This is a genomic window from Pseudomonas sp. Root401 (genome assembly GCF_001425105.1).
Classification (GTDB): domain Bacteria; phylum Pseudomonadota; class Gammaproteobacteria; order Pseudomonadales; family Pseudomonadaceae; genus Aquipseudomonas; species Aquipseudomonas brassicacearum.
The window spans coordinates 38,712-55,429 of the sequence record NZ_LMDO01000004.1 but is presented as its reverse complement, the minus strand read 5'-3'; the positions used below and the strand labels follow the sequence as shown (position 1 = coordinate 55,429).

Below are 16,718 nucleotides of genomic sequence, written 5' to 3'. Positions count from 1 at the left end.
GGCTTTTGTTCATGAGTGCGGGGTGAAGGATGCGCGATCGACTATTGGCTGCGGAGAAGGTGAAGGCCATCGATTGGCGTGATGGCGTCCTGTACCTGTTGGACCTGCGTGTCTTGCCGTTCGAGGAAAACTGGATCGCCTGCACCCGTGTCGCCGATGTGGCCGAGGCCATTGGCTCGCTGGTGGTGCGCGGCGCGCCGGCCATCGGCATCAGCGCGGCTTATGGTGTCGTGCTGGCGGCGCGAGCCAGGAAGGCCGAGGGCGGTGACTGGCAAGCGGCGCTGGAGGCTGATTTTGCCTTGCTGGCCGAGGCTCGGCCGACGGCGGCGAACCTCTTCTGGGCGCTGGATCGGATGCGCGACCGGTTGGGGCGCTTGAAAGAGCACGCCGAGCCGCTGGCGGTGCTTGAGGCCGAAGCCATCGCGATCCACGAAAGTGACCGCGAAGCCAACCTGACCATGGCCCAGCTCGGTGTCGACCTGATCCGCAAGCACCAGGGCAACGCCCAGGCCATCCTCACCCACGGCAACACCGGTGCCCTGGCGACTGGCGGCTTCGGTACGGCCTTGGGGGTCGTCCGTGGCGCGTACATCGAAGGCATGGTGGAGCGCGTCTATGCCGACGAAACCCGTCCATCGCAGCAAGGCTCGCGCCTGACGGCGTGGGAGCTGGCCCGTGAGGGCATCCCAGTGACCCTCAACGCCGATTCCGCCGCTGCCCATATCATGAAGACGAAAGGTGTGACCTGGGTGATCGTCGGTGCCGACTGCATCGCCGCCAATGGCGACGTGGCGAACAAGATCGGTACCTATCAACTGGCGGTCTGTGCCATGCACCATGGCGTGCGCTTCATGGTCGTGGCACCGAGTTCGACCATCGACATGAGCCTGGCCAGCGGTGATGACATTCCGCTCGAGGAGCGCGATGGGCGTGAACTGCTGGAAATCGGCGGCAAGAGGCTCGGCGCGGAGGTGGATGCCTTCAACCCGACGTTCGATGTCACCCCGGCGGATTTGATCGATGTCATCGTCACGGAGAAGGGCATCATCGAGCGCCCGGACACCGCCAAGCTGGCGCAGTTGATGTGTCGCAAGCGGTTGCACTGAAGATTTTCAGGGTTTGATCTGTCGCCATCGCGAGCAGGCTCGCTCCCACAGTGGATAGGAGGTGTGTCTGAAATTTCAGACACAAAAGATCCTTGTGGGAGCGAGCCTGCTCGCGATGAGGCCCTTAACGGCAACAAATACCTTGCATTTGCCCCCTGAATCTCCTTCCGCAGCGCTTCTAAGCCCCTCTGGTCCCATATCAGCCTGTCACCGGTCAACTAACTACGCACCATGCGCATCTGGGGGATAGGTGCGTGGCGGCTCTTGTGATAACATCCGGCGGTTTCCAAGGCTGCCTCGCGAGGTGGCCTTTACTGCGCAGATCCATGGCATAACTCGTTGATTTGTCGTAAGTCGCTGCATGGCACTTGTTCTGCAGCGGCGAGCTTCGTTCGTCCCATCTGGATGTGACGAGGTTTCACCAGAAAAAGGAATCAGGCTTCTCATGGGCGAACTGGCCAAAGAAATCCTCCCGGTCAATATCGAAGACGAGCTGAAACAGTCCTACCTCGACTACGCAATGAGCGTAATCGTCGGGCGGGCGCTGCCGGATGCGCGCGATGGCTTGAAGCCCGTGCACCGGCGCGTGCTGTTCGCGATGAGCGAGCTGGGCAACGACTTCAACAAGCCGTACAAGAAATCTGCCCGTGTCGTCGGCGACGTGATCGGTAAGTATCACCCCCACGGCGACACTGCCGTGTACGACACCATCGTTCGTATGGCGCAGCCATTCTCCTTGCGCTACCTGCTGGTAGACGGCCAGGGCAACTTCGGTTCCGTGGACGGCGACAACGCCGCGGCCATGCGATACACCGAAGTGCGCATGACCAAGCTGGCCCACGAACTGCTGGCCGACCTGCACAAGGAAACCGTGGACTGGGTGCCGAACTACGACGGCACCGAAATGATCCCGGCGGTCATGCCGACCCGTATCCCGAACCTGCTCGTCAACGGCTCCAGCGGTATTGCCGTGGGCATGGCGACCAACATCCCGCCGCACAACCTCGGTGAAGTCATCGACGGTTGCCTGGCCCTCATCGACAATCCCGAGCTGACCGTCGATGAGCTGATGCAATACATCCCGGGTCCGGACTTCCCGACCGCCGCGATCATCAACGGTCGCGCCGGTATCATCGAAGCCTACCGCACCGGCCGTGGCCGCATTTACATGCGCGCCCGCTCCACCGTCGAAGACATCGACAAGGTTGGCGGCCGCCAGCAGATCGTCATCACCGAACTGCCGTACCAGCTGAACAAGGCTCGCCTGATCGAGAAGATCGCCGAGCTGGTGAAAGAGAAGAAGCTCGAAGGCATCACCGAGCTGCGTGACGAGTCCGACAAGGACGGCATGCGCGTCGTGATCGAGTTGCGTCGTGGTGAAGTGCCTGAGGTGATCCTCAACAACCTCTACGCCCAGACCCAACTGCAAAGCGTGTTCGGCATCAACATCGTTGCGCTGATCGACGGCCGTCCGCGGATCCTGAACCTCAAGGACCTGCTGGAAGCCTTTGTGCGTCACCGTCGCGAAGTGGTCACCCGCCGCACCGTGTTCGAACTGCGCAAGGCTCGCGAGCGTGGTCACATTCTCGAAGGCCAGGCCGTTGCCCTGTCGAACATCGACCCGGTGATCGCCTTGATCAAGGCTTCGCCAACGCCATCGGAAGCCAAGGAAGCGCTGATCAGTACCCCTTGGGAGTCCTCCGCGGTGGTGGCAATGGTCGAGCGCGCTGGCGCCGACTCGTGCCGCCCGGAGAACCTCGACCCGCAGTACGGCCTGCGCGAAGGCAAGTACTTCCTGTCCCCGGAACAGGCGCAAGCCATCCTGGAACTGCGCCTGCACCGCCTGACCGGCCTGGAGCACGAGAAGCTGCTGGCCGAGTACCAGGAAATCCTCAACCAGATCGGCGAGCTGATCCGCATCCTCAACAGCGCCACGCGCCTGATGGAAGTGATCCGCGAAGAGCTGGAAGTGATCCGCGCCGAGTACGGCGACGTGCGCCGCACCGAGATTCTCGATGCGCGCCTGGACCTGACCCTGGGTGACATGATCCCGGAAGAAGAGCGCGTGGTGACCATTTCCCACGGTGGCTACGCCAAGACCCAGCCGCTGGCCGCCTATCAGGCCCAGCGTCGCGGCGGCAAAGGCAAGTCGGCGACCGGCGTCAAGGACGAGGACTACATCGCTCACCTGCTGGTCGCCAACAGCCACACCACGCTGCTGCTGTTCTCCAGCAAAGGCAAGGTGTACTGGCTCAAGACCTACGAAATCCCGGAAGCGTCCCGTGCCGCACGTGGCCGTCCGCTGGTCAACCTGTTGCCGCTGGACGATGGTGAATACATCACCACCATGCTGCCGGTGGAGGAATACACCGAAGGTCACTACATCTTCATGGCTACCGCCAACGGCACCGTGAAGAAGACCCCGCTGGAATCCTTCAGCCGCCAGCGCAGTGTCGGCCTGATCGCCCTGGAACTGGACGAGGGCGACGTGCTGATTTCCGCCGCCATCACCGACGGTGAGCGTGAGGTCATGCTGTTCTCCGACGGTGGCAAGGTCACTCGCTTCAAGGAATCCGACGTGCGCGCCATGGGCCGTACCGCCCGCGGTGTGCGCGGCATGCGCCTGCCGGAAGGGCAGAAGCTGATCTCCATGCTGATCCCCGAAGAAGGCAGCCAGATCCTCACCGCTTCGGCGCGTGGTTATGGCAAGCGCACGGCCATCAGCGAATTCCCTGAGTACAAGCGTGGTGGCCAGGGTGTGATCGCCATGGTCAGCAACGACCGTAATGGTCGTCTGGTTGGCGCTGTCCAGGTGCTCGATGGCGAGGAGATCATGTTGATCTCCGACCAGGGCACCCTGGTGCGTACGCGAGTCGCCGAAGTGTCGAGCCTGGGTCGTAACACCCAGGGCGTGACGCTGATCAAGCTGGCCAGCGACGAAACGCTGGTAGGGCTTGAGCGGGTGCAGGAGCCATCGGAAGTCGAAGGCGAAGAGCTGGAAGGCGAGGAAGGCGTGGCGTTCGAGGGCGCCCTGGGTGCCGATGTCGACGACGTGACCGGCGACCAACCGCTCGACGCTGCCGCAGACGAAGAAGAACCGCAGGACTAAGCGGACACGCGGGGGGCGGATGAAGATTCGCCCCTTGTTGTTTGTCTCGTTTGAAAATTTGCGACACTGCACATTAGGATCGTTCCCACGCTCCGCGTGGGAATGCCGCTCGGGACGCTCCGCGTCCCATGACGCAGAGCGTCATTGGATGCATTCCCACGCAGAGCGTGGGAACGATCAGTGTTGAACAAGATTTATGTGACCACCAGATCAGAGCGAGATTGGATGTGAGCAAGAGAGCCTATAACTTCTGTGCCGGCCCGGCGGCGCTTCCTGAGGCGGTCCTGACGCGTGCCCAGGGTGAACTTCTCGACTGGCACGGCAAGGGCCTGTCGGTCATGGAAATGAGCCATCGCAGCGATGAGTTCGTATCCATTGCCACCAAGGCCGAGCAGGACCTGCGTGATCTGCTGAACATCCCATCCAATTACAAAGTGCTGTTCCTGCAGGGCGGCGCGAGCCAGCAGTTCGCCCAGATCCCGTTGAACCTGCTGCCGGAAAGTGGCAAGGCCGACTACATCGATACCGGTATCTGGTCGCAGAAAGCCATCGAAGAAGCTTCGCGCTACGGTCACGTCAACGTGGCTGCCACCGCCAAGCCCTACGATTATTTCGCGATTCCCGGCCAGAACGAATGGAACCTGTCCAAGGATGCGGCCTACGTTCACTACGCGCCGAACGAAACCATCGGTGGCCTGGAATTCAACTGGATCCCGGAAACCGGCGACGTGCCATTGGTGGCCGACATGTCCTCGGACATTCTCTCGCGCCCTGTGGATATCTCCCGTTTCGGCATGATCTACGCCGGCGCCCAGAAAAACATCGGCCCTAGTGGCATCCTGGTCAGCATCATTCGTGAAGACCTGCTGGGGCGTGCCCGTTCCCTGTGCCCGACCATGCTCAACTACAAGGTCGCGGCCGACAACGGCTCGATGTACAACACCCCGCCGACCCTGGCCTGGTACCTCTCCGGCCTGGTGTTCGAATGGCTGAAGGAGCAGGGCGGTGTCGAAGCCATCGGCAAGCTCAACGAAGTCAAGCAGCGCACGCTGTATGACTTCATCGACGCCAGCGGTCTCTACAGCAACCCGATCAACAAGACCGATCGTTCGTGGATGAACGTGCCGTTCCGCCTGGCCGACGACCGTCTGGACAAACCGTTCCTGGCCGGCGCCGACGAGCGTGGCCTGCTGAACCTCAAGGGCCACCGTTCGGTCGGTGGCATGCGTGCCTCCATCTACAACGCCGTCGACATCAACGCCGTCAATGCGTTGATCGCCTACATGGCAGAGTTCGAGAAGGAACATGGCTGATGTCTGAGCAAGAACTCAAGGCGCTGCGCCTGCGCATCGATGCCCTGGACGAAAAGGTCCTGGAGCTGATCAGCGAGCGTGCGCGCTGCGCCCAGGAAGTCGCCCGGGTGAAGATGGCCTCCCTGGCCGAAGGCGAAGTGCCGGTGTTCTATCGTCCTGAGCGTGAAGCTCAGGTGCTCAAGCGTGTCATGGAGCGCAACAAGGGGCCGCTGGGCAACGAAGAGATGGCGCGGTTGTTCCGCGAAATCATGTCCTCGTGCCTGGCGCTCGAGCAGCCGCTGAAAGTCGCCTACCTGGGCCCGGAAGGCACCTTCACCCAGGCTGCCGCCATGAAGCACTTCGGTCACGCCGTGATCAGCAAACCAATGGCGGCCATCGACGAAGTCTTCCGTGAAGTGGCGGCCGGCGCGGTGAATTTCGGCGTGGTGCCGGTGGAAAACTCCACCGAAGGCGCGGTCAACCACACGCTGGACAGCTTCCTCGAGCATGACATGGTGATCTGCGGCGAAGTCGAGCTGCGCATTCACCATCACCTGCTGGTCGGCGAGAACACCAAGACCGACAGCATCAGCCGGATCTATTCCCACGCCCAGTCGTTGGCCCAGTGCCGCAAGTGGCTGGACGCCCATTATCCGAACGTCGAGCGCGTGGCGGTATCGAGCAACGCCGAAGCGGCCAAGCGGGTCAAGGGTGAGTGGAACTCGGCGGCGATTGCTGGCGATATGGCGGCCGGCCTCTACGGGCTGACTCGCCTGGCCGAGAAAATCGAGGATCGCCCGGACAACTCCACGCGGTTCCTGATGATTGGCAGCCAGGAAGTACCGCCGACCGGCGACGACAAGACGTCGATCATCGTCTCCATGAGCAACAAGCCCGGCGCGCTCCATGAACTGCTGGTGCCGTTCCACGACAACGGTATCGACCTGACGCGGATCGAGACCCGTCCGTCGCGCAGCGGTAAATGGACCTACGTGTTCTTCATCGATTTTGTCGGCCACCACCGCGATCCGCTGGTAAAAGGTGTGCTGGAGAAAATCAGTCAGGAAGCAGTGGCACTCAAGGTGCTGGGTTCCTACCCCAAGGCAGTTCTTTAAGGGCGGATAGCAAATGAGTGGCAACTTCCTCGCTCTGGCTCAGCCAGGCGTGCAACAACTCTCGCCTTACGTTCCGGGCAAGCCCGTGGATGAACTGGCCCGCGAGCTGGACCTGGATCCGGCCAGCATCGTCAAGTTGGCGAGCAACGAAAACCCGTTGGGCGCGAGCCCCAAGGCACTGGCGGCGATCCGCGACGAACTGGCCGAGCTGACCCGTTACCCCGACGGCAATGGGTTTGCATTGAAAAGCCTGTTGGCCGAGCGCTGTGGCGTCGAGCTGAACCAAGTGACGCTGGGCAACGGCTCCAACGACATTCTTGAGTTGGTCGCCCGTGCGTACCTGGCACCAGGTCTCAACGCCGTGTTCAGCGAGCACGCGTTTGCGGTCTACCCGATCGCGACCCAGGCCGTGGGCGCGGATGCCCATGTGGTCCCGGCCAAAAACTGGGGACACGATCTGCCGGCCATGCTGGCTGCCATCGACGCCAACACGCGGGTGGTCTTCATTGCCAACCCGAACAACCCGACCGGCACCTGGTTTGATGCCCAGGCCCTGGACGACTTCCTGCAAGACGTGCCCGCGCACGTGCTTGTGGTGTTGGACGAGGCCTACATCGAATACGCCGAAGGCAGCGATTTGCCCGATGGCCTGGATTTCCTCGCGGCCTACCCGAACCTGCTGGTTTCGCGCACGTTCTCGAAAGCCTACGGCCTGGCCTCGCTACGGGTTGGCTACGGCTTGTCCACCGCCGTGGTGGCCGATGTGTTGAACCGCGTGCGCCAGCCGTTCAACGTCAACAGCTTCGCCCTGGCAGCCGCCTGTGCCGCATTGCAGGATGAGGCTTACCTGGCCGAAAGCCGTCGCCTCAACGCGGCCGGCATGCAGCAGTTGGAAGCGGGGTTCCGGGAACTGGGTCTGAGCTGGATTCCATCCAAAGGCAACTTCATCTGCGTCGACCTGGGGCGTGTCGCCGCGCCGGTGTACCAGGGGCTGTTGCGCGAGGGCGTGATCGTGCGTCCGGTGGCCAACTACGGCATGCCGAACCATTTGCGCATCACCATCGGCCTGCCAGCGGAGAACAGCCGTTTCCTTGAGGCGTTGAGCAAGGTTCTGGCTCGTGGTTGATGTCACTTCTCTGCAACCTGCTGCCCCTATGATCGGTCGCCTGGTGGTGGTCGGCCTGGGGTTGATTGGCGGTTCGTTTGCCAAGGGCTTGCGTGAAAGCGGTCTGTGCCGCGAGGTGGTCGGTGTCGACCTGGATCCGCAGTCGCGCAAGCTGGCCGTGGAGCTGGGGGTGGTTGATCGCTGCGAGGATGACCTGGCGATCGCTTGCCAAGGCGCGGACGTGATCCAGTTGGCGGTGCCGATCCTGGCCATGGAAAAACTGCTGGCGCGTCTGGCGACCATGAACCTGGGGCAAGCGATCCTGACCGACGTCGGCAGCGCCAAGGGCAACGTCGTGCGAGCGGCCACCGAGGCCTTCGGTGGAATGCCGGCTCGCTTCGTGCCCGGCCATCCGATTGCCGGCTCCGAGCAGAGCGGGGTGGAAGCCTCCAACGCCGAGCTGTTTCGTCGCCACAAAGTGATCCTCACGCCGCTGGACCAGACGGATCCAGCCGCGCTGGCGGTGGTGGACCGTTTGTGGCGGGAACTGGGCGCCGATGTCGAGCACATGCAGGTCGAGCGTCACGATGAAGTGTTGGCTGCCACCAGCCACTTGCCGCACCTGTTGGCGTTCGGCCTGGTGGATTCGTTGGCCAAACGCAATGAAAATCTTGAGATCTTCCGTTACGCTGCCGGCGGTTTCCGCGATTTCACGAGAATCGCTGGAAGCGACCCGGTCATGTGGCACGACATCTTCCTCGCCAACCGCGAAGCTGTCCTGCGCACACTCGATACATTTCGCAGCGATCTCGACGCCTTGCGCGACGCGGTCGATGCAGGGGACGGGCACCAATTGCTGGGCGTTTTCACGCGCGCCAGGGTGGCCCGCGAGCATTTCAGTAAAATCCTGGCCCGTCGGGCCTATGTGGACGCTATGAACTCCAACGATCTGATTTTCCTGGCACAACCTGGTGGCTCCCTGAGCGGGCGTATTCGTGTACCGGGCGATAAATCGATTTCCCACCGTTCGATCATGCTCGGCTCCCTGGCCGAAGGCGTGACCGAGGTGGAAGGCTTCCTCGAGGGCGAAGACGCCCTGGCGACGCTGCAAGCGTTTCGCGACATGGGGGTGGTCATCGAAGGTCCGCACCACGGTCGCGTGACCATCCATGGTGTCGGCCTGCATGGTCTCAAGCCGGCCCCGGGTCCGATCTACTTGGGTAACTCCGGGACCTCGATGCGCCTGTTGTCCGGCCTGCTGGCCGCGCAGGACTTCGACAGCACCTTGACCGGTGACGCCTCGCTGTCCAAGCGCCCGATGAATCGCGTCGCCAACCCGTTGCGGGAAATGGGCGCGGTCATCGAGACTGCCGCCGACGGTCGTCCGCCGATGATCATCCGCGGTGGCAACAAGCTCAAGGGCCTGACCTACACCATGCCGATGGCCAGCGCCCAGGTGAAATCCTGCCTGCTGCTGGCGGGTCTCTACGCCGAAGGCAAGACCACCGTCACCGAACCGGCTCCGACCCGCGATCATACCGAGCGCATGCTGCGCGGCTTCGGCTACCCGGTCACGGTCGATGGCGCCACGGCGTCCGTCGAGTCTGGCAGCAAGCTGACCGCGACCCACATCGAAGTGCCGGGCGACATCTCGTCGTCGGCATTCTTCCTGGTGGCCGCCTCGATCGCCGAAGGCTCCGACCTGGTGCTCGAGCACGTCGGCATCAACCCGACCCGTACCGGCGTGATCGACATCCTGCGCCTGATGGGCGCTGACATCACTCTGGAAAACCAGCGTGAAGTCGGCGGCGAACCCGTGGCGGACCTGCGCGTACGAGCAGCTAAACTCAAGGGTATCGAGATTCCGGAGGCGCTGGTTCCGCTGGCCATCGACGAGTTCCCGGTGCTGTTCGTGGCGGCCGCCTGTGCAGAAGGGCGCACCGTATTGACGGGCGCTGAGGAGCTGCGGGTCAAGGAATCGGATCGCATCCAGGTGATGGCTGATGGCTTGCTCGCCCTTGGCGTCAAGTGCCAGCCAACGCCGGACGGCATCATCATCGACGGCGGCCAGATCGGTGGCGGCGAAGTCCATGGTCACGGTGACCATCGTATCGCCATGGCCTTCAGTGTTGCGTCTTTGCGCGCCAGCGCGCCGATTCGCATCCATGATTGCGCCAACGTCGCGACGTCGTTCCCGAACTTCCTGGCGCTGTGCGCACAGGTCGGTATTCGAGTGGCACAAGAGGCACAGTCGTGAACATCAAGGCACCGGTCATCACCATCGACGGTCCGAGCGGTTCGGGCAAGGGGACCGTCGCCGGGATCCTGGCCAGGCAGTTGGGCTGGAACCTGCTCGATTCGGGTGCCTTGTATCGTCTATTGGCGTTCGCTGCCGCGAACCATGGCGTCGACCTGACCAACGAAGAGTTGCTCAAGGCGCTGGCTGCTCATCTGGACGTGCAATTCATTGCCGCGACCGACGGTCAGCTCCAGCGCATCATTCTGGAAGGTGACGAAGTCAGCGACGTCATTCGTACTGAAAGCGTCGGTGCCGGGGCCTCCCAGGTCGCCGCGCTGCCGGCGGTGCGCGAAGCCTTGCTGCAGCGCCAGCGCGCGTTCCAGGAGCCGCCGGGGCTGGTGGCGGACGGTCGCGACATGGGCACGGTGGTTTTTCCCGATGCACCGCTGAAGATTTTCCTCACCGCCAGTGCGGAGGAGAGGGCGCGTCGCCGATATTTGCAGTTGAAGGGCAAAGGCGAGGATGTTAGTCTGTCGAGTCTGCTAGATGAGATCCGTGCACGCGATGAGCGTGACACCCAGCGCGCAGTAGCCCCGCTCAAGCCGGCGGCCGACGCGATACAGCTGGATTCCACGGAGTTGTCCATCGATCAGGTGTTGCAACGCATCATGAGCGAGATCGCCATTCGCGATATCGCCGGGTGACCAGGAAGCTTCGCAGGGGACCAGTCATAGTCCTGCGATGCTTCTTTTATATGAAACTAACCCACATCGTCTGGGATGTGGAGGCGGGCGTATTCTTCGCCCTAATCAACAGGAATTAAAATGAGCGAAAGCTTTGCGGAACTCTTTGAAGAAAGCCTGAAAACCCTGAACCTTCAGGCAGGCTCCATCATCACCGGTGTTATCGTTGATATCGATTACCAAGCTCGCTGGGTAACCGTTCACGCTGGTCTGAAGTCTGAAGCACTCATCCCGCTTGAGCAGTTCTACAACGACGCTGGCGAACTGAACATCAACGTCGGTGACGAAGTTCACGTTGCGCTGGACTCGGTTGAAGATGGCTTTGGTGAAACCAAGCTGTCCCGTGAAAAAGCCAAGCGCGCTGAATGCTGGATCGTTCTGGAAGCGGCTTTCGCAGCTGAGGAAGTGGTCAAGGGCGTTATCAACGGTAAGGTTAAAGGCGGCTTCACTGTCGACGTTAACGGCATCCGTGCGTTCCTGCCAGGTTCCCTGGTTGACGTCCGTCCAGTGCGCGATACCACGCACCTGGAAGGCAAAGAGCTGGAATTCAAGGTCATCAAGCTGGACCAGAAGCGCAACAACGTTGTCGTTTCCCGTCGCAGTGTCCTGGAAGCCGAGAACTCCGCCGAGCGTGAAGCTCTGCTGGAATCGCTGCAGGAAGGCCAGCAGGTCAAGGGTATCGTCAAGAACCTCACCGATTACGGCGCATTCGTCGATCTGGGTGGCGTCGATGGCCTGCTGCACATCACCGACATGGCCTGGAAGCGTATCAAGCATCCTTCGGAAATCGTCAACGTTGGCGACGAGATCGATGTCAAGGTTCTGAAGTACGATCGCGAGCGCAATCGTGTTTCCCTGGGCCTCAAGCAACTGGGTGAAGATCCATGGGTCGCTATCAAAGCCCGTTACCCAGAAAGCACCCGCGTCACTGCTCGTGTTACCAACCTCACTGACTACGGCTGCTTCGCTGAGCTGGAAGAAGGCGTTGAAGGCCTGGTACACGTTTCCGAAATGGACTGGACCAACAAGAACATCCACCCTTCGAAAGTCGTACAAGTCGGCGACGAAGTGGAAGTCATGGTTCTGGACATCGACGAAGAGCGTCGTCGTATCTCCCTCGGCATCAAGCAGTGCAAGTCCAACCCATGGGAAGACTTCTCTGGCCAGTTCAACAAGGGCGATAAAATCTCCGGCACCATCAAGTCGATCACCGATTTCGGTATCTTCATTGGTCTGGACGGCGGCATCGACGGTCTGGTTCACCTGTCCGACATCTCCTGGAACGAAGTGGGCGAAGAAGCCGTACGCCGTTTCAAGAAGGGCGACGAGCTGGACACCGTTATCCTGTCGGTTGACCCAGAGCGCGAGCGTATCTCCCTGGGTATCAAGCAACTGGAAAGCGATCCGTTCTCCGAGTACGTTCAAGAGAACGACAAAGGCGCAATCGTTAAGGGCATCGTGAAAGAAGTTGACGCTAAAGGCGCCATCATCACTCTGGCCGACGATATCGAAGCGACTCTGAAAGCCTCCGAAATCAGCCGTGACCGCGTTGAAGACGCGCGCAACGTTCTGAAAGAAGGCGAAGAAGTAGAAGCCAAGATCATCAGCGTTGACCGCAAGAGCCGCGTAATCCAGCTCTCCATCAAGTCGAAAGACGATGCTGAAGAGAAAGAAGCAATCCAGAGCCTGCGCGAGAAGCCAGCTACTGATGCTCCTGGTCCTACCACTCTGGGCGACCTGCTGCGTGCACAAATGGAAAAACAGAACTGAGTTCTGTCAGACCATAAAAAAAGGGCGACTTCGGTCGCCCTTTTTTGTGCCTGCGAAATTTCAAAATTCTCTGCCCGAGCCGATGACGGTGTTCATTCGGGACGCTGCGAAACCAACCCATCACCCCAGCTGTCTCTTTTATGAAGCGGATCAATAATCTATTCAGTGCGTGGCTCCGACTTGTATAAATGATCGATCTGGACCTCTGTCTAAAGGAACTGAATGAACAAGCTCTTTCTGATGTTGAGTGTCTTGGCGCTGGCGGCTTGTTCTACGAACGCCAAGACCCACGCAGTGCGTGGTGTCAGTGGTATCGAGGTCGACTGCTCGGGGTTGGGTTCCGGCTGGGAGAAGTGCCACAAGAGAGCTGCAAGAGAGTGCAAGGGGGCTGGCTACAAGGTGATTACCCGATCCGACGACGCGAAGGATGAGGATCAGTACCCCTTTGGTTTCAATCCGGCTGGCTATCTGACTCGCACGATGCTGATCATCTGTCGATAGCATCTCCCTGCTTGCGCGGAAAGAGGCGGTAGGGGAGTCAGGAAGAATGTCAATACTTGGGCTGTTCAAATCCCTCCGGTCATGCTAAAACCTTTTCAAGCGATTTTCCTAGCTGCTTGAAAAAGAAGGGAAAAATATGACGAAGTCGGAGTTGATCGAACGAATTGTCACCCATCAAGGGCTACTCTCATCCAAGGATGTGGAGCTAGCCATCAAGACCATGCTTGAACAGATGTCCCAGTGTTTGGCTACGGGGGATCGTATTGAAATCCGTGGTTTCGGCAGCTTTTCTCTGCATTACCGCGCTCCGCGGGTTGGGCGCAATCCGAAAACCGGTCAATCCGTCAGCCTTGATGGAAAGTTCGTCCCTCATTTCAAGCCAGGCAAAGAGCTTAGGGATCGTGTGAATGAGGAGGAGGGGGATGAGCTCTGACGCAGAGCCAAAACAAAGGAGTTTTCATGCGCAACTTTAAACGCTTAGTCCTTGCCGTACTTGCGCTGCTTGTGGTCTCAGCTATCGTCCTGTTCGTGCTTGAAAACAACCAGCCGGTTGCACTCCTGTTTCTGGGATGGGCAGCTCCGCAGCTTCCTGTTTCGGTTTTCGTGATCCTGGCGCTTCTCGCTGGTATGATGTTAGGGCCGTTGCTCGCTTGGTTCATGGGGGCGCGTCGACGATTGAAATAATGGATGTGTGAGCCCAGTAGTCTTGGTAAGGATCACCGTCTGCAAATTTTCTGACTTTGGGTGCGTTTTGTTCTTATTAAATATAATTCAGTTTACAGCTGTATTCGTAGGGGCTTCGTTCGTTATGTCTTTCGATGCATTCAGCGCGTCTGCAACTGCAGTCTCACAAAAGGAAGGCGAGACGATACATGAAAAATGACATTGAAATGCTCGGTGGTGATGAAGTTGACCTAAACGCGCTGGTGCATGGATTATGGGCCCAAAAATGGTTGATATTCGCCGTCGCTCTTCTAGTTGTTATCGGTGCAACTGCATATGCATTTTTAAGTAAGCCGATATATGAGGCTAAACTATATATTATGCCTCCAACTCAGAATGGTATTGCTGAGTTGAATTATGGTCGTGGTAAAAGTACCGAGTTGGATCCTTATTCAATTAAAGATGTCTATGATGTTTTTATTCGAAATCTTCAGGGGGAGTCCCTCCGTCAAACGTTCTTTAATGAGGTCTATCTTCCTTCACTTAGTGAGTCTCAGCGAGAGGGACCAATTGACCGCCTTTATGAGCGTTTTTCAAGAGAGTTGGTCATTAGAGTGGCAGGTAAAGATACGCCAGATCGTTTTTCAATAACTGTGCAAGGCGATGACGCAACCAGGACGACTGAATGGGCGAAAGCCTATGTTCAGCGCGCAAATGATTCAGCCGAGAGTGAACTGATAAAAAACGTAACGACTGAAGCCCAAGTTAGAGCTCGTAACCTCGAGCAGCGGATTATCAGCATGCGCGCAAATGCACAGCGTGTGCGAGAGGACCGTATCCAGCAGTTGCGTGAAGCACTTAAGGTCGCGGAATCCATTGGTTTGAAAACTCCCGTTGTCAACTCTACCGCTGCAGTAGATATAACAGTGGAAACAGGTAACAGGTTGGATTATCAGCGGGGGAGTAAAGCGCTAACGGCAGAGGTGCAAGCATTAGAGTCCAGATCCTCGGATGACGCGTTTATAGAAGATCTGCGGCCTTTACAGATGAGGTACAGCTTTTATAGGCAACTTAACATTGATCCGGCAAGAATCAATATTTATCGGCAGGATGGTAGCGTAGAAGTGCCGGAGAGTCCTATAAAGCCAAGAAGAACAATGATTATCGTTTTGGGGATTTTGGCGGGTCTATGTTTAGGTGGGTTTATCGCCTTGATCCGGTTTGTTTTTGCTCGGGGCGAAGAAGGTCGAAAACGTAGGCAAATGGCTCGGGGCTGAAGAGATAATATTCAATCTGAGGGCTTGACGGTTTCGATGATCGAGATGGGCCTTTATGTCCTAAATGAAGCCCGTCAGTGTTGGGGACCCCCGACCCTGGTGGGCTTTTTATATGGGATGATGTAGATTGAGGCCGGGTGTGCGGGCCCTTTAGGGCTGGTAAAGGCAATTCTCACCTGAAGCGTCCAAATCCTGCCTTCGGCGCCGGCGCTGAGTCAACGCATGTCTCGCCATAAGGAGCAAATGTCGGTTAAGCTTGCATGGGCGGGGCATCACTCCGATGGACTGAACCTCATCCGAATCGAATGCATAGATGTATCAAGCTGATGAGATGTGAGCTTTTCATACAAGGGCCTCTGGGGGCTTTCGGTAAGCCTTTGGTATGATTTTTAAGGCTTTAAATGCTCGCCCGTAGGAATATGCGTAACAAGTTGGCTTTAGATGATCTATCTAAATTTTATGAATTGCAAGGGAAAACAATGCTTAAACTCGAAGATGTAAAGTTGGCCATCGTCGGTCTAGGTTATGTGGGCTTGCCGTTGGCGGTTGAGTTTGGCAAGAAAGTGCAAGTTGTTGGTTTTGATATAAATCATCAACGAGTAGCAGCGCTCAAGGACGGACACGATGTTACGTTAGAAGTTTCTGATGAAGAGCTGCAGCTAGCGTCAAAGTTGACCTACAGCACATCCTTGGATGATTTAAAGGATGTTAACGTTTTTATTGTTACGGTACCAACTCCGATTGATGAGCACAAGAGGCCGGATCTTACGCCTCTAATTAAAGCAAGTGAGTCTATCGGAAAGGTTCTAAAAAAAGGTTGTGTTGTCATATACGAATCCACCGTATACCCGGGTGCAACGGAGGAGGATTGCGTTCCTATATTAGAAAAGGTTTCGGGGCTTAAGTATAATGTAGACTTTTTTGCTGGGTATAGTCCAGAAAGGATAAATCCTGGAGACAAGGCTCATCGTGTCACTACAATAAAAAAAGTGACCTCTGGTTCCAATCCAGAAGTCGCGGATTTGGTAGATGATCTGTACAAAACAATTATTCTGGCCGGCACTCATAAAGCAAAGAGCATCAAGGTTGCCGAGGCTGCAAAGGTCATCGAGAATACCCAGCGTGATCTTAATATTGCCTTGATCAATGAATTGGCTCTGATTTTCAATAAAATGGGCATCGATACCGAGGCTGTATTAGAAGCAGCAGGAACTAAATGGAACTTTTTACCCTTTCGTCCCGGTTTGGTCGGTGGGCATTGCATCGGCGTTGATCCTTATTACTTGACTCATAAAGCCCAATCTATTGGTTATCATCCCGAAATTATTCTGGCGGGTCGCCGTTTGAATGACAGTATGGGTAGTTACGTTGTTTCTCAGCTTGTCAAGGCGATGCTTAAACGCAGGATTCATGTCGACGGAGCTCGTGTCTTAATAATGGGCTTCACGTTCAAGGAAAACTGCCCGGATTTACGGAACACCAAAATCATCGATATAGTAAATGAGTTGGCGGAGTTTAATATATCAGTTGATGTCTATGACCCTTGGGTAGATGCATCTGAGGCTATGCATGAGTACGGTATTGCGCCTGTAGTGGAGCTTCAAAATAATACCTATGATGGAATTGTACTGGCTGTAGCGCATCAAGAATTTCTTGCCATGGGCGCTGAGAATATCAGAGCACTGGGTAAGGTTGAGCATGTTCTCTATGACTTGAAATATTTATTGGACGCCTCTCAGTCGGATCTCCGCCTTTAGTTGTATGTGAAGCTCCATTGTTTCCATTTGGTTTAGAATCC

Annotated in this window: 13 protein-coding genes; all 13 read left to right on the top strand. The window is 57.7% G+C overall.

Features of this window, described 5'->3' with window-relative positions:
• Window positions 1-29: 29 nt before the first annotated feature.
• The 13 genes from mtnA to tviB all read left to right on the top strand — a co-directional run bounded on the left by mtnA (window position 30) and on the right by tviB (window position 16,677).
• On the top strand, window positions 30-1,106 hold the full coding sequence (gene mtnA / locus ASC85_RS04865; protein WP_057448478.1) for an S-methyl-5-thioribose-1-phosphate isomerase: 1,077 nt from the start codon (window positions 30-32) through the stop codon (window positions 1,104-1,106).
• A gap of 445 nt (window positions 1,107-1,551) precedes the next feature.
• Entirely contained in the window at window positions 1,552-4,215 is a 2,664-nt protein-coding gene (gene gyrA / locus ASC85_RS04860) for a DNA gyrase subunit A (protein ID WP_057448477.1), read from the top strand.
• A 227-nt stretch (window positions 4,216-4,442) separates the two neighbouring features.
• A complete protein-coding gene (gene serC / locus ASC85_RS04855) occupies window positions 4,443-5,528 on the top strand; it encodes a 3-phosphoserine/phosphohydroxythreonine transaminase (RefSeq protein WP_057448476.1) in 1,086 nt (361 codons plus the stop codon).
• On the top strand, window positions 5,528-6,622 hold the full coding sequence (pheA, locus tag ASC85_RS04850; RefSeq protein WP_003199233.1) for a prephenate dehydratase: 1,095 nt from the start codon (window positions 5,528-5,530) through the stop codon (window positions 6,620-6,622). Before serC ends, pheA begins: the two co-directional genes overlap by 1 nt.
• Window positions 6,623-6,635: 13 nt before the next feature.
• Window positions 6,636-7,748, top strand: a complete 1,113-nt coding sequence (gene hisC, locus ASC85_RS04845) for a histidinol-phosphate transaminase (protein ID WP_024619546.1) — start codon at window positions 6,636-6,638, stop codon at window positions 7,746-7,748.
• Window positions 7,749-7,776: 28 nt separating this feature from the next.
• Window positions 7,777-9,984, top strand: coding sequence for a bifunctional prephenate dehydrogenase/3-phosphoshikimate 1-carboxyvinyltransferase (locus tag ASC85_RS04840; protein WP_057448475.1), 2,208 nt, complete (start codon window positions 7,777-7,779; stop codon window positions 9,982-9,984).
• Window positions 9,981-10,670 carry a (d)CMP kinase gene (cmk, locus tag ASC85_RS04835; RefSeq protein WP_014337227.1) on the top strand — a complete coding sequence of 230 codons (690 nt, stop codon included), beginning with the start codon at window positions 9,981-9,983 and terminating at the stop codon, window positions 10,668-10,670. Before ASC85_RS04840 ends, cmk begins: the two co-directional genes overlap by 4 nt.
• A 120-nt stretch (window positions 10,671-10,790) precedes the next feature.
• Window positions 10,791-12,479, top strand: coding sequence for a 30S ribosomal protein S1 (rpsA, locus tag ASC85_RS04830; protein ID WP_057448474.1), 1,689 nt, complete (start codon window positions 10,791-10,793; stop codon window positions 12,477-12,479).
• A gap of 222 nt (window positions 12,480-12,701) precedes the next feature.
• The gene (locus ASC85_RS04825) at window positions 12,702-12,980 is read left to right on the top strand and encodes a hypothetical protein (protein WP_057448473.1); all 279 of its coding nucleotides are present in this window, start codon (window positions 12,702-12,704) and stop codon (window positions 12,978-12,980) included.
• 136 nt (window positions 12,981-13,116) lie between these two features.
• Window positions 13,117-13,413, top strand: coding sequence for an integration host factor subunit beta (gene ihfB / locus ASC85_RS04820; protein WP_003199243.1), 297 nt, complete (start codon window positions 13,117-13,119; stop codon window positions 13,411-13,413).
• A gap of 26 nt (window positions 13,414-13,439) precedes the next feature.
• Window positions 13,440-13,664, top strand: a complete 225-nt coding sequence (locus tag ASC85_RS04815) for a lipopolysaccharide assembly protein LapA domain-containing protein (protein ID WP_057448472.1) — start codon at window positions 13,440-13,442, stop codon at window positions 13,662-13,664.
• A 188-nt stretch (window positions 13,665-13,852) separates the two neighbouring features.
• Complete coding sequence (locus ASC85_RS04810; RefSeq protein WP_057448471.1) at window positions 13,853-14,920, top strand: LPS O-antigen chain length determinant protein WzzB; 1,068 nt, start codon at window positions 13,853-13,855, stop codon at window positions 14,918-14,920.
• A 479-nt stretch (window positions 14,921-15,399) separates the two neighbouring features.
• A complete protein-coding gene (tviB, locus tag ASC85_RS04805; RefSeq protein ID WP_057448563.1) occupies window positions 15,400-16,677 on the top strand; it encodes a Vi polysaccharide biosynthesis UDP-N-acetylglucosamine C-6 dehydrogenase TviB in 1,278 nt (425 codons plus the stop codon).
• The last annotated feature ends 41 nt before the right edge of the window (window positions 16,678-16,718 follow it).